We start from the raw sequence: 21211 nt of genomic DNA, 5'->3' as shown, positions 1-21211 counted from the left end.
CCTTCGCCGGGCGGCTGTGAAGGCGGACGTTAGCTGACGGTGTGTCAGACATCCATAGGGGTGTCGCGGGACTCCATGGCCGATACTGGACGGGTTATGGACATCGTCATCCTTGCTGTAGTCATCGCCGTGGTGGTGCTCGCCGCGCTCGGCGGGCTCATCGTCGGCACGCGCCGTAAGAAGCAGCCGCCGCCGCCCCCGCCCGCCGCCCCCGACATCACCGCCCCTCCGGCCGAGCCGCACGTCGGCGAAGAGGCCGAGACCCCACACGACGAAGAGCGCCGGACCATTGAGGAGGTGGACCTTCCCGACGGCTCTACCGGCGTCGCCGTCGAGGAACCCCCCGTCGTCGAAGAGCTCCCGCCGACCGAGATCGAGGTCCCGGAGCCCACCGCCGGCCGCCTGATCCGTCTGCGCGCCCGGCTCTCCCGCTCCCAGAACGCGCTCGGCAAGGGGCTGCTCACGCTGCTGTCGCGCGAGCACCTCGACGAGGACACCTGGGAGGAGATCGAGGACACCCTGCTCACCGCCGACGTCGGCGTGCAGCCCACCCAGGAACTGGTCGACGGACTGCGCGAGCGGGTCAAGGTCCTCGGCACCCGCACCCCCGAGGAGCTGCGCGGCCTGCTGCGCGAAGAGCTGCTCAAGCTGGTCCGCACCGACCTGGACCGCACCGTGCGGACCGAGCCGGAGGCCAGCAAGCCCGGCATCGTGATGGTCGTCGGCGTCAACGGCACCGGCAAGACCACCACCACCGGCAAGCTCGCCCGCGTCCTCGTGGCCGACGGCCGCAGTGTGGTCCTCGGTGCCGCCGACACCTTCCGTGCCGCCGCCGCCGACCAGCTCCAGACCTGGGGCGAGCGCGTCGGCGCCTACACCGTGCGCGGGCCCGAGGGCGGCGACCCCGCCTCCGTCGCCTTCGACGCGGTGAAGGAGGGCAAGGAGATGGGCTCCGACGTGGTGCTCATCGACACCGCCGGACGCCTGCACACCAAGACCGGTCTCATGGACGAGCTCGGCAAGGTCAAGCGGGTCGTCGAGAAGCACGCGCCGCTGGACGAGGTGCTGCTGGTGCTGGACGCCACCACCGGGCAGAACGGCCTCGTGCAGGCCCGTGTCTTCGCCGAGGTCGTCGACATCACCGGCATCGTGCTCACCAAGCTGGACGGCACCGCCAAGGGCGGCATCGTCGTCGCGGTGCAGCGCGAGCTGGGTGTGCCGGTGAAGCTCGTCGGCCTGGGCGAGGGCGCCGACGATCTGGCGCCGTTCGAGCCGGAGGCGTTCGTTGACGCCCTTATCGGGGAGTGACCCGACTCACCGATTCTGGTACGTGCTCGAAGAAGCGCCCGCCTCCCAAGGTGCAGTTGGGGGACGGGCGCTTCGCTGTGTACGACTATGCGCGCGACCGATGAGCCACGTAGGCGAGCGTGCCCAGCAGTAACCGCGCGGCGGGCGGCTTCGTCGCCGTGTCCAGCGCCGGTGGCCGCAGCCAGCGCACCGGACCCCGGCCGCCCCGGTCGGACGGCGGGGCGGTGATGTGCGTGCCGGGGCCGAGGCCGCGCAGATCGAGGTGGGTCGGGTCGTCCCAGCCCATGCGGTACAGCAGCTCGGGGAGCTCGGCCGCGGCGCCGGGGGCGACGAAGAAGTGGGCGCGGCCCTCGGGGGTGGCGATGACCGGGCCGAGCGGCAGGCCCATCCGTTCGAGCCGGGTCAGCGCGCGACGGCCGGCGGGCTCGGCCACCTCGATCACGTCGAACGCGCGCCCGACCGGCAGCATCACCGAGGCGCCCGGGTACTCCGACCACGCCTTGGTCACCTCGTCGAGCGTGGCCCCGGCCGGGACCTCGGGCGCGAAGTCGAGGGGGTGTGCGCCGGGCGCGTCGCAGTCCGAGCGGCCGCACGAGCAGGCGCCCGCGGCGGCGCGCGCGCCGGGTACCGCGTCCCAGCCCCAGAGCCCGGTGAACTCGGCGACGGCGGTGCACTCCGAGGAGCGGCCGCGTCGCCGCGAGCCGGAGCGGATCTCCCGGATGCCGCCGATCGTGAAGCCCATGCCCCCTCCAACGGTCCTTGTGCGCCCGTGGTTACGACGTGAACGCGGAACGTGACTCTGTGTGTTCCCGGACAGGCCGGGTGCCCGTCGGCGCCGCTCGGTCCACTCGGCGCTCGGAAGTGCCCCGGGTTGTGGGCTCGGCGACACGCGCCCCTGAGTGCTTCGCTCCGCCCACTTCCGGCTGTCCTATGTCAAGTGAATCGCGGGAAGGCCACCGTGAGTTCATTCGAAGGGGTGGCGAATGGTGGCGATTCCTGGATCGCCATGGCTGGAGGCGTGATCGTAGGATTACTGTGAGTGCACACAGCTTCGGGGCACATGCGCTCGTGGGTATGCCGGGGGCAAGTCGGCTTTCCGTTCGAAGGGTGAGAACCGCCGGACGGGCAACCGTATTTACCGGCATTCTGATAGGGCTTGGCGCACTCGGTGACAAGTGGTCCAAGGGATGGGGGCGTTCCAGTGAGCGGCAACGGCGGAAGCGGTACGAGTGCCGGTAGCGCATCGCACGCTGACAAGCGCCCGAACGAGCTGCTCGCGTCCTGGTTCGTGCGCAGCGGCTGGTCGAAGGGCGAACTCGCCCGCCAAGTCAACCGCCGCGCACGCCAGTTGGGCGCCAACCACATCTCCACCGACACCTCCCGGGTACGCCGCTGGCTGGACGGCGAGAACCCGCGCGAGCCGATCCCGCGGATCCTGTCGGAGCTGTTCTCCGAGCGCTTCGGCTGCGTCGTCTCGGTCGAGGACCTCGGCCTGCGCGCCGCCCGCCAGTCACCCTCCGTGTCCGGCGTCGACCTGCCCTGGACGGGGCCGCAGACGGTGGCCCTGCTCAGCGAGTTCTCGCGCAGCGACCTGATGCTGGCGCGGCGCGGCTTCCTCGGGAGCTCGCTGGCCCTGTCCGCGGGCCCGGCCCTCATCGAGCCGATGCAGCGCTGGCTGGTCCCCGCGCCGCCCGTCCCGCACCAGGAGCCCCGGCCCGTGCCGTCCTCCCGCGCGCGCGGCCGGCTGTCCAAGCCCGAGCTGGACCTGCTGGAGTCCACCACCGTGATGTTCCGGCAGTGGGACGCCCAGTGCGGCGGCGGCCTGCGCCGCAAGGCGGTCGTGGGCCAGCTGCACGAGGTCACCGACCTGCTCCAGGAACCCCACCCGGAGGCCACCACCCGCAGGCTGTTCAAGGTCGCCGCCGAGCTGGCCGAGCTGGCCGGCTGGATGTCGTACGACGTCGGGCTCCAGCCCACCGCGCAGAAGTACTTCGTCCTCGCGCTGCACGCCGCCAAGGAGGCCGGCGACCGGCCGCTCGGCTCGTACGTCCTGTCCAGCATGAGCCGCCAGATGATCCACCTCGGCCGGCCCGAGGACGCCCTGGAGCTGGTCCACCTCGCGCAGTACGGCAGCCGGGACTGCGCGAGTCCCCGCACCCAGTCGATGCTGTATGCGATGGAGGCCCGCGCGTACGCCAACATGGGCCAGCCCGGCAAGTGCAAGCGTGCCGTCCGGATGGCCGAGGACACCTTCTCCGAGGCCGCCGACTGGGACGAGCCGGACCCCGACTGGATCCGCTTCTTCTCCGAGGCCGAGCTGTACGGCGAGAACTCCCACTCCTTCCGCGACCTCGCCTATGTCGCCGGCCGCAGCCCGACGTACGCCTCGCTGGCCGAACCCCTGATGCAGCAGGCCGTCGACCTGTTCGCCAAGGACGAGGAGCACCAGCGGTCGTACGCGCTGAACCTCATCGGTGTCGCCACGGTCCATCTGTTGCGCCGGGAGCCGGAGCAGAGCGCGATCTACGCCGAGCAGGCCATGGCGGTCGCCAAAAAGGTGCGCTCCGAGCGCGTCAACACTCGTATTCGAAAGACGGTCGACACGGCCGTGCGCGACTTCGGGGATCTCGCCGAGGTCGTGGACCTCACGGCCAAGCTCGCCGTGGAACTCCCGGAGACCGCGGAGGCGGTCTGACGACCGCGGGAGATCCCGCGAAACCCCAGAACCCCGGCCGCGGCCGGCCCTCCCGAACTGCCCGACTCGGCTCCCCCATGCCAGGTCATCGGAAGGCCGCCCGCGGCCGGTCTCTCTTCCTTCACTGAAGGTTGCGCCACGATAACGATCCGGCAGCCGCAGATCCGGCAGTTCATCGACGCGTAACACGCAGGGCGCCTTCGTCACGGCGGCGAAACAACGAGGGGCTTCCACCGAAACGGCGCTGCGCCAATCTCATGGCGCATAACCGGCCCACCCCTCATTCCGCTCAGGCTTCGCCCGCACGGGGCCGTACCAACGACGAGGAGACGCCGATGGCATCAGCCGCCATCACGCTTGCGGCGGACGCACCCACGCTGTCGTCCGCCAACACAGGCTTCATGCTCATCTGTTCCGCCCTGGTGATGCTCATGACCCCGGGCCTGGCCTTCTTCTACGGAGGCATGGTCCGCGTCAAGAGCACCCTGAACATGCTGATGATGAGCTTCATCAGCCTGGGGATCGTCACCATCCTGTGGGTGCTGTACGGCTTCTCCATGGCGTTCGGCACCGACTCCGGCAGCCTCATCGGCTGGAACTCGGACTGGGTGGGCCTCAGCGACATCGGCCTGACCGAACTGTGGGACGGCTACACCATCCCGATCTTCGTGTTCATGGTCTTCCAGCTGATGTTCGCGATCATCACGCCGGCCCTGATAAGCGGTGCGCTGGCCGACCGGGTGAAGTTCACCGCGTGGGCGCTGTTCGTCGCGCTGTGGGCCACGGTCGTCTACTTCCCGGTCGCGCACTGGGTCTGGGGCGCCGGTGGCTGGGCCTTCGAGCTGGGCGTGATCGACTTCGCCGGTGGTACGGCGGTGCACATCAACGCGGGTGCCGCGGCGCTCGGCGTGATCCTCGTCATCGGCAAGCGCGTCGGCTTCAAGAAGGACCCGATGCGCCCGCACAGCCTCCCGCTGGTCATGCTCGGTGCCGGTCTGCTGTGGTTCGGCTGGTTCGGCTTCAACGCCGGTTCGTGGCTCGGCAACGACGACGGTGTCGGCGCGCTGATGTTCGTCAACACGCAGGTCGCCACCGCCGCCGCCATGCTGGCCTGGCTCATCTACGAGAAGATCCGGCACGGCGCGTTCACCACGCTGGGCGCCGCCTCCGGCGCGGTCGCCGGTCTGGTCGCCATCACCCCCGCCGGTGGCGCGGTCTCCCCGGTCGGCGCGATCGCCGTCGGCGCCATCGCCGGTCTGCTGTGCGCCATGGCCGTCGGCCTGAAGTACAAGCTCGGCTACGACGACTCGCTCGACGTCGTCGGCGTCCACCTGGTCGGCGGTGTCATCGGCTCCCTGCTGATCGGTTTCTTCGCCAGCGGCAAGGGCCAGTCCGAGGTCAAGGGCCTCTTCTACGGCGGCGGCCTGGACCAGTTCTGGAAGCAGTGCGCCGGAGTCTTCGCGGTCCTGGCCTACTCGCTGGTCGTCTCCGCGCTCCTCGCCTTCATCCTCGACAAGACCATCGGGATGCGGGTCACCGAGGACGAGGAGGTCACCGGCATCGACCAGGCCGAGCACGCCGAGACCGCATACGACTTCAGCGGCGCCGGTGGCGGTGCCGCCCGGACCACCGCAGCACCGGCCCCGGTCGCCGCTACCGCGAGCAAGAAGGTGGACGCATGAAGCTCATCACCGCAGTCGTCAAGCCCCACCGGCTCGACGAGATCAAGGAAGCCCTCCAGGCCTTCGGCGTGCACGGCCTGACGGTCACCGAGGCCAGCGGCTACGGTCGTCAGCGGGGCCACACCGAGGTCTACCGCGGTGCCGAGTACACCGTCGACCTGGTCCCGAAGATCCGTATCGAGGTCCTGGCCGAGGACGACGACGCCGAGCAGCTGATCGACGTCATCGTCAAGGCCGCCCGCACCGGCAAGATCGGTGACGGCAAGGTCTGGTCCCTGCCGGTCGAGGCGGCCGTACGGGTGCGGACCGGCGAGCGCGGGCCCGACGCGCTCTGAGGCAAGGAAACAGAACAGGAGTCGCTGGGTGACGAGCACGGACGTTTCCAAGGATGCAGAGGACTCGGGACCCAGCGGCTACGCGGCGGCCCGGCTGCGTCTCCTCACCGAGGGGGCGCGGTCCGGGCCGCCGCGCCGTGCCGCCCTCGCGGAGCTGACCGACGAGTGGCTGACCGGGCTGTTCGCGGCCGGCGCCGAGGGACTGCGTGGGGTGTCCCTGGTCGCCGTCGGCGGGTACGGCCGGGGCGAGCTGTCCCCGCGCAGCGACCTGGATCTGCTCCTGCTGCACGACGGCGGCGACAGCAAGGCGGTGGCCGCGCTGGCCGACCGCATCTGGTACCCCGTCTGGGACCTCGGCCTCGCCCTCGACCACTCCGTGCGCACCCCGGCCGAGGCCCGCAAGACCGCGGGCGAGGATCTCAAGGTGCAGCTCGGGCTGCTGGACGCCCGGCACATCGCGGGCGACCTGGGCCTCACGGCCGGGCTGCGCACGGCGGTCCTGGCCGACTGGCGCAACCAGGCGCCCAAGCGGCTGCCCGAACTCCAGGAGCTGTCCGCCGAGCGCGCCGAACGTCAGGGCGAGTTGCAGTACCTGCTGGAACCCGATCTGAAGGAGGCGCGCGGCGGTCTGCGGGACGCCACCATCCTGCGTGCCGTAGCCGCGTCCTGGCTGGCCGACGCCCCGCGTGAGGGTCTCGACGACGCCCGGCGCCGGCTGCTCGATGCACGGGACGCACTGCACCTGACCACGGGGCGGGCGACCGACCGGCTCGCGCTCCAGGAGCAGGACCAGGTCGCCGCCGAGCTCGGTCTGCTGGACGCCGACACACTGCTGCGGCAGGTGTACGAGGCGGCGCGGGTCATCTCGTACGCCAGTGACGTCACCTGGCGTGAGGTGGGGCGCGTGCTGCGGGCGCGCGCCGTGCGGCCGAGGTTGCGCGCCATGCTGGGGGGCGGGAAGCCGACCGCCGAGCGCTCCCCGCTCGCCGAGGGCGTCGTGGAGCAGGACGGCGAGGTCGTGCTGGCGCGCGCCGCGCGCCCCGACCGCGACGCCGTGCTCCCGCTGCGCGCCGCGGCCGCCGCCGCACAGGCCGGACTCCCGCTCTCCCTGCACGCCGTACGGCGCATGGCGGCCGGTGCGCGTCCGCTGCCCACGCCCTGGCCCGCCGAGGCGCGCGAGCAGCTCGTCACCCTCTTGGGCTCCGGGCGGCCGACCGTAGAGGTGTGGGAGGCGCTGGAGGCCGAGGGGCTGATCACCCACTTCCTGCCCGACTGGGAGCGGGTGCGCTGCCGCCCGCAGCGCAACGCCGTGCACATCTGGACCGTCGACCGGCACCTCATCGAGACGGCCGTGCGCGCCTCCGAGTTCACCCGCCGCGTCCACCGCCCCGACCTGCTCCTGGTCGCCGCGCTGCTGCACGACATCGGCAAGGGCTGGCCCGGCGACCACTCGGTGGCCGGCGAGATCATCGTCAAGGACGTCGCCGCGCGTATCGGCTTCGACCGCGAGGACGTGGCCGTGCTCTCCACCCTCGTCCTCCATCACCTGCTGCTCGTCGAGACGGCCACCCGGCGCGACCTGGAGGACCCGGCCACCGTGCGCTCGGTCGCCGACGCGGTCGGCTCGCAGGGCACGCTGGAGCTGCTGCACGCGCTGACCGAGGCGGACGCGCTGGCCACGGGGCCCGCGGCGTGGTCGTCCTGGCGGGGTTCGCTCGTCGCCGACCTGGTGAAACGGGTCGGGGCCGTGCTCGCCGGGAGCGACCCGGAGGAGCCCGAGGCCGCCGCGCCCACCGCCGAGCAGGAGCGGCTCGCCATCGAGGCCGTCGCCACCGGCAGCCCCGTGCTGTCGCTGCGCGCCCAGACCGAGCCGCCGACGCAGGAGCAGCAGCCGGGTGATCCGGAGCCGCTCGGCGTGGAACTCCTCATCGCCGTACCGGACCAGCCGGGGGTGCTGCCCGCGGTGGCCGGCGTCCTGGCCATGCACCGGCTGACCGTCCGCACGGCCGAGCTGAGCGCCCTGGACCTGCCGGACGGCGTCGAGGGCTCGGTCCTGCTGCTGAACTGGCGGGTCGCCGCCGAGTACGGCTCCCTGCCGCAGGCCGCCCGGCTGCGCGCCGACCTCGTGCGAGCGCTGGACGGCTCCCTCGACATCGCCGGCCGTCTCGCCGAGCGGGACGCGGCCTATCCACGCCGCCGGGGTGTCGTGGCACCGCCGCCGAAGGTGTCGGTCCACCCGGCCGCCTCCCGGCTGGCCACGGTGATCGAGGTCCGGGCCCAGGACGCCCCAGGGCTGCTGTTCCGGATCGGCCGGGCGCTGGAGGACGCGAGTGTGCGCGTGCGCAGTGCCCATGTCAGCACCCTGGGCGCCAACGCCGTCGACGCGTTCTATGTCACAGGGCCCGAGGGGGCGCCGCTGCCCGGCGAGGAGGCGTCCTCGGTGGTCCGCAAGCTGGAGGAGACATTGCGGGGCTGAACCAGGGATCCCGGCAACCTGCGTCGCCGGGATACCCTGGAGGGCGATTCCCAGCTGCCACCGACCCCGAGGACCGCGAGCGCCGTGTTCGATACTCTCTCCGATCGCCTCTCAGCGACTTTCAAGAACCTGCGCGGCAAGGGACGGCTCTCCGAGGCGGACATCGACGCCACCGCGCGCGAGATCCGCATCGCCCTCCTCGAAGCGGATGTGGCGCTCCCCGTAGTCCGGTCGTTCATCAAGAACGTCAAGGAGCGCGCGCTCGGCGTCGAGGTCTCCAAGGCGCTGAACCCGGCCCAGCAGGTCCTGAAGATCGTCAACGACGAGCTCGTGACCATCCTGGGCGGCGAGACCCGTCGTCTGCGGTTCGCCAAGCAGCCGCCGACCGTGATCATGCTGGCCGGTCTCCAAGGTGCCGGTAAGACCACCCTCGCGGGCAAGCTCGGCCACTGGCTGAAGGAGCAGGGCCACTCGCCGCTGCTGGTCGCCGCCGACCTCCAGCGCCCCAACGCCGTGAACCAGCTGAGCGTCGTCGCCGAGCGCGCCGGCGTCGCGGTCTACGCGCCCGAGCCGGGCAACGGCGTCGGCGACCCGGTCAAGGTCGCCAAGGACTCCATCGAGCACGCCAAGGCCAAGGTCCACGACATCGTGATCGTGGACACCGCCGGCCGTCTGGGCATCGACCAGGAGATGATGCAGCAGGCCGCGGACATCCGGGACGCGGTCTCGCCGGACGAGATCCTCTTCGTCGTCGACGCGATGATCGGTCAGGACGCCGTCCAGACCGCCGAGGCCTTCCGCGACGGCGTCGGCTTCGACGGTGTGGTGCTCTCCAAGCTCGACGGTGACGCCCGCGGTGGTGCCGCCCTGTCGATCCGGCAGATCACCGGCAAGCCGATCATGTTCGCGTCGAACGGCGAGAAGCTCGACGACTTCGACGCCTTCCACCCGGACCGGATGGCCTCCCGCATCCTCGACATGGGTGACCTGCTCACCCTGATCGAGCAGGCGGAGAAGACCTTCGACCAGGCCGAAGCCCAGAAGATGGCCGAGAAGCTGGCCTCCAAGAAGGGCCAGGACTTCACCCTCGACGACTTCCTGGCCCAGATGGAGCAGGTCAGGAAGATGGGCTCCATCTCCAAGCTGCTCGGCATGCTCCCGGGCATGGGCCAGATCAAGGACCAGATCAACAACCTCGACGAGCGCGACGTCGACCGCACGGCCGCGATCATCAAGTCGATGACGCCGGGCGAGCGCCAGGAACCGACGATCATCAACGGCTCGCGGCGCGCCCGTATCGCGCGCGGTTCCGGTGTCGAGGTCAGCGCGGTCAAGAACCTCGTCGAGCGGTTCTTCGAGGCCCGCAAGATGATGTCCCGCATGGCCCAGGGCGGCGGCATGCCCGGGATGCCGGGTATGCCGGGCATGGGTGGCGGCCCCGGCCGTACCAAGAAGGCGCCGAAGAAGGCCAAGGGCAAGCAGCGCTCGGGCAACCCGATGAAGCGCAAGCAGCAGGAGCAGGAGGAGGCCGCCCGCCGGGCCGCCGCGGCGCAGGCCGGGGGCGCCCTCGGACTGCCGGGCCAGCAGGCCGGCCAGGACTTCGAGCTGCCCGACGAGTTCAAGAAGTTCATGGGCTGACCTCGCCCCGTACGTCACAGGGGGCGCCCCTCGCCGCGAGGGGCGCCCCCTGCGCATGCCAGGGTCCGCCATCTGCCGTAACGTCCAGATATGAGCGATGCCGCGCCGCCACGCAAGGCCCCTGACCAGCCGTGGCGCACGGAGGGCACCCCGGACGAGCCGCCCAGGAGGTCCGGCGGCCGACGGATGCGCGGCCGCTGGTGGAGCCTGCTGGTCACCGCGGTGGTCGTCTTCCTGCTGGCCTACATCGGACTGACCTACCTCGACGAGGGCGACGAGCCGACGATCTCCTACACGGAGTTCAGCCGGCAGGTCGACGACGGCAACGTCGACAAGATCTACTCCAAGGGCGACGCCATCCAGGGCGAACTCAAGAGCGCCCGGGACAACCCCGAGGGCGACGGCGACTACACCAAGTTCAAGACACAGCGCCCGGCCTTCGCCGACGACGACCTCTGGCAGGAGCTGAGCGGTCACGACGTCACCGTGACCGCTGAGCCGGTCGTGAAGCAGCGCGGCCTGCTCGTCAACCTGCTGATCTCGCTGGCACCGCTCGTGATCATCGTCGCGGTGTGGATCTTCGTCGCCCGGCGGTTCGCCGGCCGGGGCGGCGCGGGCGGCATGTTCGGGCGCAAGGCGCCGCCCAAGCCGGTCGAGCTGCTGCCGGGCAAGGACCGCACGACCTTCGCCGACGTGGCCGGCATCGACGAGGTCAAGGGTGAGCTGGACGACGTCGTCGACTTCCTGGAGCATCCCGACGCCTACCGCAGGATGGGCGCCAAGATGCCGCGCGGTGTGCTGCTCGCCGGCTCGCCCGGCACCGGCAAGACGCTGCTGGCGCGGGCGGTGGCGGGCGAGGCGGGCGTGCCGTTCTTCTCCGCCTCCGCCTCCGAGTTCATCGAGATGATCGTCGGCGTCGGCGCCTCCCGGGTGCGGGAGCTGTTCGCCGAGGCCCGCAAGGTGGCGCCGTCGATCATCTTCATCGACGAGATCGACACCATCGGCCGGGTACGCAGTGGCGGCGCCTCGGTGAGCGGCCACGACGAGCGCGAGCAGACCCTGAACCAGATCCTCACGGAGATGGACGGCTTCTCCGGCTCCGAGGGCGTCATCGTCATAGCGGCGACGAACCGCGCCGACATCCTGGACCCGGCGCTGACCCGGCCCGGCCGCTTCGACCGGGTGGTCAACGTCTCCCCGCCGGACCGCCGCGGACGCGAGGCGATCCTGGGCATCCACACCCGTGACATCCCGCTCGCCGAGGACGTGGACCTCGTCCAGCTGGCCCGCCAGACCCCCGGCATGACGGGCGCGGACCTGGCCAACCTCGCCAACGAGGGCGCCCTGCTCGCGGTCAAGCGGGGCCAGGAGCGGGTGAGTGCCGCGGATCTGTCCGAGGCGCTGGAGAAGGTGCAGCTGGGCGCCGAGCGCACCCTCGTGATGCCCGAGGAGGACCGCCGGCGCACCGCCTTCCACGAGAGCGGACACGCCCTCCTCGGCATGCTCCAGCCGGGCGCCGACCCGGTCCGCAAGATCACCATCGTGCCGCGCGGCCGGGCGCTCGGCGTGACGATGTCGACCCCCGAGGTGGAGCGGTACGCGCACTCGGAGGAGTATCTGCGCGGCCGGATCATCGGCGCTCTGGGCGGCATGGCGGCCGAGGACGTGGTCTACGGGGTCGTCACCACCGGCGCCGAGAACGACCTCGAACAGGTAACCAACATCGCCCGCGGCATGGTGGCCCGCTGGGGCATGAGCGAGCGCGTCGGCCGGCTGTCCGCCCTGCCCAGCGACGCCCAGCAGGCGTACGGACTCTCCGCCGCGCCCCGCACCCTCGATGTCATCGACGCCGAGATGCGCCGGATCGTCGACGACTGCTACGAGGAGGCATGCCGCAAACTCCGCGACCACCGCGACCAGTTGAACGCGCTCGCGGAGGCCCTGCTGGAGCACGAGACGCTGGAGGAGGCGGCCGCGTACCGGATCGCCGGCATCACACGGCTGAACAAGGACGCGGAGGCCTAGGCCCGGTCGTTCGGATCATGCCGGTGTCGACAGGCCCTAGGGAACCCGCGCGATCAGGTACCGGAACACGTTCGGCATCCACACCGTCCCGTCCGGCCGCTGATACGGATGCAGCGCCTCCGCCAACTCCTTGTCCACCTGGACCTGGTCGGTCGCGACGATCGCCGCGTCGAACAAGCCCGTCGACAGCAGGCCGCGTACGGCACTTTCGACGTCCGCGTAGCCGAACGGACAGGCCACCCGTCCGGAGCCGTCGGGCTTCAAGCCCGCGCGCTGGGCGACCTCCTCCAGGTCGTCGCGCCGGGCGGGGCGCCAACTGCCGCCGCCGCGCAGGGGATCGGAGAGCTTCGTGGCCACGCGCAGCACCGACGAGGTGGCGCAGCGCTCCGGCGGCCCCCAGCCGGCCAGCACCACGGCCGCGCCCCGCTCGGCGAGCGGCGTCGCGGCGGCGAGCGCTTCACCGAGCCCCTCGGAGTCACCGGCGAGGCACCCGATCGGCTCGAACGCGGTCACCACGGTGTAGGCGTCGGCCGCTTCCCCCGGCGTGTCGTCCAGGAGCCTGGTGCCGGCACGCGCGCGCGTGTCCTGCGCCTCGGGCAGCAGCCGCTGCCGGGCGAGGGCCAGCCGTTCGGCGCAGGAGGACTCGACACCGGTGACGGCCGCGCCTCTGGACCCGGCCATCAGGAGGGCGAGCCCGCTGCCGCAGCCCAGGCCCAGCAGTCTGGTGCCGGAGCCCACGTCCAGTCGCTCGTAGACGGCCTCGTAGAGCGGAACCAGCATCCGCTCCTGGATCTCGGACCAGTCACGCGCGCGTGCACACAGGTCCACGCGGGGCGTCGGTCCCGCGTGAGGTGGGTGCTGCCGCACGAGCGTAGGTGTCATGTAAAGCGCCCCAATCCGCCGAGAGTTGCCGCGGTGCCCGATCCCTTCGCCCCCGTGGCACGCGGTCGCGCTTCCCCCGTATGCCAGGAAACTCCGCACCCGACTCCGCGTCCAGGGGTCGCGGAGCCCTGCTTGCGGCCCGGGTGTGTCCCTGGCCGAAATTCACATTCCGGCAACATGGGCCCGTACCATCTGGCCATGGCAAAGGCATCTGTTCTTACGCCACAGGCATATGACTTCCCGCGCTGGTATCAGGACCTGATCACCAAGGCCGAGCTCGCGGACAACGGTCCGGTGCGCGGCACGATGGTGATCCGGCCGTACGGGTACGGGCTGTGGGAGCGGATGCAGGCCGAGATGGACGCGCGCATCAAGCGGGCCGGTGCCTCCAACGCGTACTTCCCGCTGTTCATCCCGCAGTCGTACCTGACGAGGGAGGCCGAGCACGTCGAGGGCTTCGCCCCCGAGCTGGCCGTCGTCACACACGGCGGCGGCAAGGAGCTGGAGGAGCCCGTCGTCGTCCGCCCCACCTCCGAGACGATCATCAACGCCTCCTTCGCCAAGTGGGTGCAGAGCTACCGCGACCTGCCGCTGCTGATCAACCAGTGGGCGAACGTGGTGCGTTGGGAGATGCGCCCGCGTGTCTTCCTGCGGACGACGGAGTTCCTGTGGCAGGAGGGCCACACCGCGCACGCCACCTACGAGGACGCCCGGGACTACGCCGCGTACATCCACAAGGACGTGTACGCCGACTTCATGGTCGATGTGCTCGGGATCGACGTGGTGCTGGGCCGCAAGACCGCGAGCGAGCGCTTCGCCGGGGCGATCAACACGCTCACCCTCGAAGCGATGATGGGCGACGGCAAGGCCCTCCAGATGGGCACCAGCCATGAGCTCGGGCAGAACTTCGCCAAGGCCTTCCACACCCGCTATCTGTCGAAGGAGGGCCGCGAGGAGTACGTCTGGCAGACCTCCTGGGGCTCCTCCACGCGCATGGTCGGCGGCCTGATCATGGCGCACGGCGACGACGACGGCCTGCGGGTGCCGCCGCGGCTCGCGCCGGTCCAGGCGGTGGTCCTGGCGATCAAGGGGGACGAGCCGGTTCTGGCCAAGGTCCGCGAGATCGGCGCCCGGCTGGACGCGGCGGGCGTCCGTGTCCAGGTCGACGACCGCACGGACACGCCGTTCGGGCGCCGGGCGGTCGACTGGGAACTCAAGGGCGTGCCCGTACGGATCGAGGTCGGGCCCCGTGACCTGGACAGCGGCACGGCGATGCTGGCGCGGCGGATCCCGGGCGGCAAGGAACCGGTCGCGCTCGACGCACTGACCGCGCTGCTCCCCGAGATCCTTGAGGAGGACCAGGCGCTGCTGCTGCGCCAGTCCCGCGAGCGCCGCGTATCGCGTACGTCCGACGTGTCGACGATCGAGGAAGCCGTCGACGCGGTCGCCGCCGGCGGCTGGGCGCGCCTGCCCTGGGCCACGCTCGGCGAAGAAGGCGAGGCCAGGCTGGCCGAGCACGCCGTGACCGTACGCTGTCTGGTCGCCGAGGACGGGTCGGTGCCGGACGCCGACGACGCACCCGGTAACGTCGCCGTCGTCGCGCGCGCTTACTGAGATGACGGGGCCGTGGGACACGAGAGCGGCCGAAACACCTCTTGCGCATCGGCGGGCCACAGTCGCACCGGCGCGTGGACGGGGCGTACGCGCCGGGGCGTACGTCAGGCTACGCACCACCTTGTAGCGACCTGTGAGGCTTCTCCGCAGATCGGCGCACCCGCCCTCGTCAGGGCGCATCATTCGGAACTGACGGGTACGTGCAAATTATTTGGGATGCCCCGGAATCGGAACACAGCGGCACTCCGGCTCGTTGTCATTACGTGAGCACGACACAGACACCACCTGTTCTCGCCGCAGAGCTGGCACAGGCGTGGGCCGACATTCAGCGGTACCACCCCGAGCTGCCAGATCTCGCCGCGCCAGAGTCCCTGATCGGGGAGTCGTCGTCCGCGTGCGGTCACGAGCTCTCCTTCGAGCGACTGCTTCACGAGGCAGTCCATGGCATCGCCGCCGCGCGCGGCGTCCGCGACACCTCCCGGGCCGGCCGCTACCACAACCGCAGATTCCTCGCGATCGCCGAGGAGCTGGGCCTCGACCACCCGGAGGAGCCGCACCCGAGCAGCGGCTTCTCCCTGGTCACGCTCAACCCCGAGGCGAAGCGGCGCTACCGCCCGACCATCGAACGCCTCCAGCGCGCACTGAAGGCCCACACCGCCGCGACCTCCGCCGAGAACACCAGCCGCACCTTCCGCGGTCCGGCGGCCCGGCACGGCTCGTCCGGCGGCGGAGTCCGCGTCAAGGCGGTCTGCGACTGCGGTCGCAACGTCCGGGTCGTCCCCTCGGTCCTGGCCCAGGCCCCGATCGTGTGCGGCGGCTGCGGCAAGCCGTTCCGGATTCCCGAGGTGGTCGGAGCGGCGTAACCGTGCCACGTCGGCACCGGCATCTCGTGGCTGCCGGTTCAGGACGTGGCATCGACGCCGGGATGCCGCTGCGCGGTCGCAGCGGCATCCCGACGCCGCCGGGCCGCGCGACCAGCCCTCCTGAGGCACCCCGACCGCCGGGTGCCTCTCAGTCATGCCCAGGAGCCGTCTCTGCCCCTCGGCTCAGAGGGACCCGCAGGTGTGGCACAATGGCTAGCTGTACTCGACAGCCGCACAGGAACCCTCTCGCCTCCGGCTGACGCGTCCATCGGGCACTCGGGTACCGCAACCCCACGCGGCATTCTCGCCGTGCCCAACCACGTCAAAACCAGGAGAACCCACTCCCGTGGCAGTCAAGATCAAGCTGAAGCGTCTGGGCAAGATCCGTTCGCCTCACTACCGCATCGTCGTCGCCGACTCCCGCACCCGCCGTGACGGCCGTGCGATCGAGGAGATCGGCAAGTACCACCCGACCTACAACCCGTCGGTCATGGAGGTGGACGCCGAGCGTGTGGCGTACTGGCTGGGTGTCGGCGCGCAGCCGACCGAGCCCGTCCTCGCCATTCTGAAGAAGACCGGCGACTGGCAGAAGTTCAAGGGCGAGCCCGCCCCGGCTCCGCTGCTGGTTGCCGAGCCGAAGAAGGCGCGCCCGTCGTTCGAGGCCCTTGGTGGCGACGACGAGGGCAAGGGTGAGGCGATCACCCAGAAGAAGAAGGCGGAGAAGAAGGACGAGGCTGCCGCCGAGTCCGAGTCGGCCGAGGCCTGAGCATGCTCGAGGAGGCTCTCGAGCACCTCGTGAAGGGCATCGTCGACAACCCTGACGATGTGCAGGTCGCATCCCGCAACCTGCGCCGCGGGCGCGTGCTGGAGGTCCGGGTCCACCCCGACGACCTCGGCAAGGTGATCGGTCGCAACGGCCGTACCGCACGCGCTCTGCGCACCGTCGTGGGCGCCATCGGCGGCCGCGGTGTCCGCGTCGACCTCGTCGACGTGGACCACGTCCGCTGACGCCGAACGCAGCACCGGCTCGGGCCGGGGAGGGCCACTGGGCCGTCCCCGGCCCGTAGTCGTACGACAGGAGATTTGGACTCGTGCAGCTGGTAGTCGCACGGATCGGCCGTGCCCATGGCATCAAGGGCGAGGTCACCGTCGAGGTCCGTACCGACGAGCCGGAGCGCAGGCTCGCGCCCGGCGCCGTACTCGCCACCGATCCCGCCACCGCGGGCCCGCTCACCATCGAGACCGGACGCGTCCACAGCGGCCGTCTCCTGCTGCGCTTCGCGGGCGTCGCCGACCGCACCGCCGCCGAGGCGCTGCGCAACACCCTGCTGATCGCCGAGATCGATCCGGAAGAGCTGCCCGAGGAAGAGGACGAGTACTACGACCACCAGCTGATCGATCTGGACGTGGTCACCGGGGACGGCGTCGAGATCGGCCGGATCACCGAGATCTCCCATCTGCCCTCGCAGGACCTGTTCATCGTGGAGCGCCCCGACGGCAGCGAGGTCCTGATCCCGTTCGTCGAGGAGATCGTCGCGGAGATCGATCTGGAGGAGCAGCGAGCCGTGATCACGCCGCCGCCCGGCCTGATCGACGACCGCGCGGAGATCGCCTCCGATCGGGACGAGTCCTGATGCGCCTCGACGTCGTCACGATCTTCCCCGAGTACCTGGAGCCCCTGAACGTCTCCCTGGTCGGCAAGGCACGCGCGCGTGGGCAGCTGAACGTCCACGTGCACGACCTGCGCGGCTGGACGTACGACCGTCACAACACCGTCGACGACACCCCGTACGGCGGCGGCCCGGGCATGGTCATGAAGACCGACCCCTGGGGTGACGCGCTGGACTCCGTCCTGGCCGACGGCTACGAGACCGGCTCACGCGCGCCCTCGCTGATCGTCCCCACCCCGAGCGGCCGCCCCTTCACCCAGGAGCTCGCCGTCGAACTCTCCGAGCGGCCTTGGCTGATCTTCACGCCGGCCCGCTACGAGGGCATCGACCGCCGCGTCATCGACGAGTACGCGACGCGCATGCCGGTCCATGAGGTGTCCATCGGCGACTACGTCCTCGCCGGCGGTGAGGCGGCCGTACTGGTCATCACCGAGGCCGTGGCCCGTCTGCTGCCCGGCGTCCTGGGCAACGCCGAGTCCCACCGGGACGACTCCTTCGCGCCCGGCGCGATGGCGAGCCTCCTGGAGGGCCCCGTCTACACCAAGCCGCCCGAGTGGCGCGGCCGGGACATCCCCGACGTGCTGCTCAGCGGCCACCACGGCAAGATCGCCCGCTGGCGGCGGGACGAGGCCCTCAGGCGTACGACGGCCAACCGGCCCGACCTCATCGAGCGTTGCGACCCCAAGGCCTTCGACAAGAAGGACCGCGAGATGCTCTCCATCCTGGGCTGGACGCCCGACCCGGAGGGGGAGCGGTTCGGCCGATTTTGGCGCAGGACCGAGGCCGTGGAAGAATAGGCCGCTGTTGTGCGCCGTCCGGCATGCGCCCCTGCCACAGGGGGACACGACGCCCGCCCCGACGCGAACAGCACCTCACGAAGAACCTATCTCCCGCCTATGACCTGTGGCATGGGCGAAGAAAGCAGACGAAATGTCTCACCTGCTCGACTCCGTCGACGCCGCGTCGCTGCGCAGCGACGTCCCGGCCTTCCGCCCGGGCGACACCGTCAACGTCCACGTCCGCGTCATCGAGGGCAACCGCTCCCGTGTGCAGCAGTTCAAGGGCGTTGTGATCCGCCGCCAGGGCGCCGGCGTGCGCGAGACCTTCACGGTCCGCAAGGTCTCCTTCTCCGTCGGCGTCGAGCGCACCTTCCCGGTGCACACCCCGATCGTCGAGAAGATCGAGCTCGTCACCCGCGGTGACGTGCGTCGCGCCAAGCTGTACTACCTGCGTGACCTGCGCGGCAAGGCGGCGAAGATCAAGGAGAAGCGCGAGAACTGAGCGCTTTCGGGGGCTCGCCCCCACGGGGTCCCAAGCGGGGCCGGATAGCATCTGGCCCCGATGGACACCGAAGCACAGCCGACGCAGCGCGACCGCTCCTCCCGACCTTCCGACTCCGAGACGATCTCGGACCCGGAGGGACGGGAGGGACGGTCGCGCTTCGCGTTGGCGGCCCGGCTCACCGAGCGGGTCGCCGCGTGGCTGCCGGGCGGGCGGATCAGCCTGACCCTGCTGGTCCTGCTGGTGTTCCTGCTGCTGCTCAACACGTTCGTGGTACGGCCGTTCGAGATTCCCAGCGGATCCATGGAGTCCGGATTGAGGATCGGGGACCGCGTTCTCGTAAATAAGTTGGCGTACCGTTTCGGTGCCGATCCGCGGCGCGGGGATGTTGTCGTGTTCGATGGAACCGGGTATTTCGGGGAAGCCGACTACATCAAACGCGTTGTGGGTGTGGGGGGAGACCAGGTGGTCTGCTGTGACAAGCAGGGGAGGATCCAGGTGAACGGCCGGTCGGTCGACGAGTCGACGTTCCTGTACCCCGGCGACAGCCCGTCCACCGTGCGCTTCGACGTCGTCGTGCCCGACGGCACCCTGTTCGTCCTTGGCGACCACCGCAGCGCCTCCAGCGACTCCCGCGACCATCTGGGCTCGCCCGGCGGCGGCATGATCCCGGTCGGCGACGTCGTCGGCCGCGCCGACTGGATCGTCTGGCCGTCCGCCCACTGGACCCGTCTGCACCGAGCCGACGCCTACGCGCGCGTGCCGTCGACGGAGGGCGCGCATGGGTAACCGTGGCAAGCCCCGCGGTGTGCCCAGCAGCCCCGCCGACAATCTGCTGCCCACCGGTGTACGGCGTTCCGCCAGTCCCGCGGGCGGCCGTACGCGCGCGGAGCGCCGCAAGCTCCAGCGCAAGGTCAAACGACGCCGCAGGCGCTCCGCGATCAAGGAGATACCCCTCCTCGTCGGCGTCGCGGTCCTCATAGCGCTCGTCCTGAAGACCTTCCTCGTCCAGGCCTTCGTGATCCCCTCCGGCTCCATGGAGGCGACGATCCAGATCGGCGACCGCGTCCTGGTCGACAAGCTCACCCCCTGGTTCGGCTCCAAGCCGCAGCGCGGTGACGTCGTCGTCTTCAAGGACCCCGGCGGCTGGCTCCAGGACGAGCAGACGACGGTGAAGAAGGAGGACCCCGTCGTCGTCAAGCAGGTCAAGGAGGCGCTCACCTTCATCGGCCTGCTGCCGTCCGACGACGAGAAGGACCTCATCAAGCGGGTCGTCGGCGTCGGCGGCGACCGCGTCAAGTGCTGTGACACGCAAGGACGGGTCACCGTCAACGGGGTTCCCCTGAACGAGGACTATCTGTACCCCGGCAACGCCCCCTCCGAGGCGCGGTTCGACATCACCGTGCCGCAGGGCCGGCTGTGGGTGATGGGCGACCACCGGGCCAACTCCGCGGACTCCCGCGCGCACCAGGACCAGGACTACGGCGGCACGGTCTCCGAGGACGAGGTGGTCGGACGGGCGATGTGGATCGCCTGGCCGTTCGGTCACTGGACGACCCTGGAGGAGCCGAACACGTACGCTTCGGTGTCCGACTCGGCGACGGGGTCGACCGCGACTCCCCAGCTGTCGCATAGGGTTGCTTCCGACGATTCGAACGGAACGATCCAGCTCCCGACCCCTGCGGAACTCCCGCTCGTTATGGGAGTGGTGGGCCTGCGCCGGATATGGGGCAGGCGGCGGCACAGAGTAAGGAGTTGGCGTGGGGGATGTGGCGGTTGGCGCACGGTCCGGGCACGACGGCGAGGAGCACCGCGGACACCCCGTGGGAGCAGCCGACCCGGCCGCGGACGGCGCCGTGACCTCCGGGAATGAGCCCGGGGAGACCGGCGGCGGCGCAGGGTCCGGCGGGCAGCCGCCGACCGACGGTCAGGGGTCCGGGGCGGCCCCCGCGCCGAAGAAGCAGCGCTCCTTCTGGAAGGAGCTGCCCATCCTGGTCGGTATCGCGCTGGTCCTCGCGCTGCTGATCAAGACCTTCCTGGTACAGGCGTTCTCGATCCCCTCCGACTCGATGCAGAACACCCTTCAGCAGGGTGACCGCGTCCTGGTCGACAAGCTCACCCCCTGGTTCGGCTCCGAGCCCGAGCGCGGCGAGGTCGTCGTCTTCCACGACCCCGACAACTGGCTGGCGGGTGAGCCCACCCCGGACCCCAACGCCCTTCAGACCTTCCTCAGCTGGATCGGCCTGATGCCGTCCGCGGAGGAGAAGGACCTGATCAAGCGCGTGGTCGGGGTCGGCGGTGACACGATCGAGTGCAAGAAGACCGGCCCGCTGCTGGTCAACGGCAAGGCGCTGAACGAGCCGTACGTCTACCCCGGCAACACGCCGTGCAGCATGGACGACCAGGGCGGCCAGTTCAAGGTCAAGGTCCCCGAGGGCTTCATCTGGGTCATGGGCGACCACCGCCAGAACTCCCGGGACTCGCGCTACAACCAGTCCGACAAGAACCACGGCATGGTCCCCGTCGACGAGGTCGTCGGCCGCGCCGTCGTGATCGCCTGGCCGGTGAACCGCTGGGACAACCTGCCGGTTCCGGACACCTTCGAGCAGAACCTGAACGCCCGGTCGGCCGCGCTGACGGTCGCGCCGCAGGGCCTCGCCCTGATGGGCGCGGTTCCGCTGGTGCTGTGGCGTCGGCAGCGGAACAAGGCGGCCCAGACGCGCTGAACGTCCTCGTGCCCGC

At 70.6% G+C, this 21211-nt stretch carries 19 protein-coding genes; 17 read left to right on the top strand and 2 right to left on the bottom strand.

All coding sequences use genetic code 11. The annotated features are described in order from the left end of the window. Positions 1-96 precede the first annotated feature (96 nt). The gene (gene ftsY / locus ACIQWG_RS17505) at positions 97-1308 is read left to right on the top strand and encodes a signal recognition particle-docking protein FtsY (RefSeq protein WP_404096159.1); all 1212 of its coding nucleotides are present in this window, start codon (positions 97-99) and stop codon (positions 1306-1308) included. 85 nt (positions 1309-1393) lie between these two features. Here ftsY and ACIQWG_RS17500 read toward each other — a convergent pair whose 3' ends face one another. Then, positions 1394-2050: a bifunctional DNA primase/polymerase gene (locus ACIQWG_RS17500; RefSeq protein WP_404096156.1), complete on the bottom strand. Its 657-nt coding sequence runs from the start codon at positions 2048-2050 to the stop codon at positions 1394-1396. Between the two features lie 459 nt (positions 2051-2509). Here ACIQWG_RS17500 and ACIQWG_RS17495 point away from each other — a divergent pair, with 459 nt between their 5' ends. From ACIQWG_RS17495 to ftsH, 6 genes are all read left to right on the top strand, one after another. Then, positions 2510-4003, top strand: a complete 1494-nt coding sequence (locus ACIQWG_RS17495; RefSeq protein ID WP_404096153.1) for a hypothetical protein — start codon at positions 2510-2512, stop codon at positions 4001-4003. A gap of 335 nt (positions 4004-4338) precedes the next feature. Further along, entirely contained in the window at positions 4339-5685 is a 1347-nt protein-coding gene (locus tag ACIQWG_RS17490) for an ammonium transporter (protein WP_404096150.1), read from the top strand. Continuing rightward, positions 5682-6020, top strand: a complete 339-nt coding sequence (locus tag ACIQWG_RS17485; protein WP_316757905.1) for a P-II family nitrogen regulator — start codon at positions 5682-5684, stop codon at positions 6018-6020. Before ACIQWG_RS17490 ends, ACIQWG_RS17485 begins: the two co-directional genes overlap by 4 nt. A 28-nt stretch (positions 6021-6048) precedes the next feature. Further along, positions 6049-8496 (top strand): [protein-PII] uridylyltransferase, encoded by a 2448-nt coding sequence (locus ACIQWG_RS17480; protein WP_404096147.1) that lies wholly within the window; start codon positions 6049-6051, stop codon positions 8494-8496. 84 nt (positions 8497-8580) lie between these two features. Continuing rightward, on the top strand, positions 8581-10134 hold the full coding sequence (gene ffh / locus ACIQWG_RS17475; protein ID WP_404096145.1) for a signal recognition particle protein: 1554 nt from the start codon (positions 8581-8583) through the stop codon (positions 10132-10134). A 90-nt stretch (positions 10135-10224) separates the two neighbouring features. After that, positions 10225-12159 carry an ATP-dependent zinc metalloprotease FtsH gene (gene ftsH, locus ACIQWG_RS17470; RefSeq protein WP_404096143.1) on the top strand — a complete coding sequence of 645 codons (1935 nt, stop codon included), beginning with the start codon at positions 10225-10227 and terminating at the stop codon, positions 12157-12159. Between the two features lie 36 nt (positions 12160-12195). Here ftsH and ACIQWG_RS17465 read toward each other — a convergent pair whose 3' ends face one another. Continuing rightward, complete coding sequence (locus tag ACIQWG_RS17465; RefSeq protein ID WP_404096141.1) at positions 12196-13041, bottom strand: SAM-dependent methyltransferase; 846 nt, start codon at positions 13039-13041, stop codon at positions 12196-12198. Between the two features lie 198 nt (positions 13042-13239). On the opposite strand from ACIQWG_RS17465, the gene proS reads away from it, so the two are divergent. From proS to lepB (ACIQWG_RS17415), 10 genes are all read left to right on the top strand, one after another. Next, positions 13240-14655, top strand: coding sequence for a proline--tRNA ligase (proS, locus tag ACIQWG_RS17460; RefSeq protein WP_404096139.1), 1416 nt, complete (start codon positions 13240-13242; stop codon positions 14653-14655). A gap of 263 nt (positions 14656-14918) precedes the next feature. Further along, positions 14919-15518 carry a hypothetical protein gene (locus ACIQWG_RS17455; protein WP_404096136.1) on the top strand — a complete coding sequence of 200 codons (600 nt, stop codon included), beginning with the start codon at positions 14919-14921 and terminating at the stop codon, positions 15516-15518. Between the two features lie 346 nt (positions 15519-15864). Further along, a complete protein-coding gene (rpsP, locus tag ACIQWG_RS17450) occupies positions 15865-16284 on the top strand; it encodes a 30S ribosomal protein S16 (protein WP_404096134.1) in 420 nt (139 codons plus the stop codon). A gap of 2 nt (positions 16285-16286) precedes the next feature. After that, positions 16287-16526, top strand: coding sequence for an RNA-binding protein (locus ACIQWG_RS17445; RefSeq protein WP_003973401.1), 240 nt, complete (start codon positions 16287-16289; stop codon positions 16524-16526). 83 nt (positions 16527-16609) lie between these two features. Further along, a complete protein-coding gene (rimM, locus tag ACIQWG_RS17440) occupies positions 16610-17152 on the top strand; it encodes a ribosome maturation factor RimM (protein WP_404096132.1) in 543 nt (180 codons plus the stop codon). Then, positions 17152-17985 carry a tRNA (guanosine(37)-N1)-methyltransferase TrmD gene (trmD, locus tag ACIQWG_RS17435; RefSeq protein ID WP_404096130.1) on the top strand — a complete coding sequence of 278 codons (834 nt, stop codon included), beginning with the start codon at positions 17152-17154 and terminating at the stop codon, positions 17983-17985. The genes rimM and trmD overlap by 1 nt, the downstream gene beginning before the upstream one ends. A 133-nt stretch (positions 17986-18118) precedes the next feature. Beyond that, a complete protein-coding gene (rplS, locus tag ACIQWG_RS17430; RefSeq protein ID WP_030048922.1) occupies positions 18119-18469 on the top strand; it encodes a 50S ribosomal protein L19 in 351 nt (116 codons plus the stop codon). 60 nt (positions 18470-18529) lie between these two features. Beyond that, positions 18530-19258, top strand: coding sequence for a signal peptidase I (gene lepB / locus ACIQWG_RS17425; protein ID WP_404096127.1), 729 nt, complete (start codon positions 18530-18532; stop codon positions 19256-19258). Then, positions 19251-20342, top strand: coding sequence for a signal peptidase I (gene lepB, locus ACIQWG_RS17420; protein ID WP_404096124.1), 1092 nt, complete (start codon positions 19251-19253; stop codon positions 20340-20342). Before lepB (ACIQWG_RS17425) ends, lepB (ACIQWG_RS17420) begins: the two co-directional genes overlap by 8 nt. Further along, positions 20230-21195, top strand: coding sequence for a signal peptidase I (gene lepB / locus ACIQWG_RS17415; protein WP_404096121.1), 966 nt, complete (start codon positions 20230-20232; stop codon positions 21193-21195). Before lepB (ACIQWG_RS17420) ends, lepB (ACIQWG_RS17415) begins: the two co-directional genes overlap by 113 nt. Positions 21196-21211 lie beyond the last annotated feature (16 nt).

The sequence above is a fragment of the Streptomyces sp. NPDC098781 genome, assembly GCF_044759995.1.
GTDB lineage: Bacteria > Actinomycetota > Actinomycetes > Streptomycetales > Streptomycetaceae > Streptomyces.
This window is presented reverse-complemented; position numbering and strand designations above follow the sequence as displayed.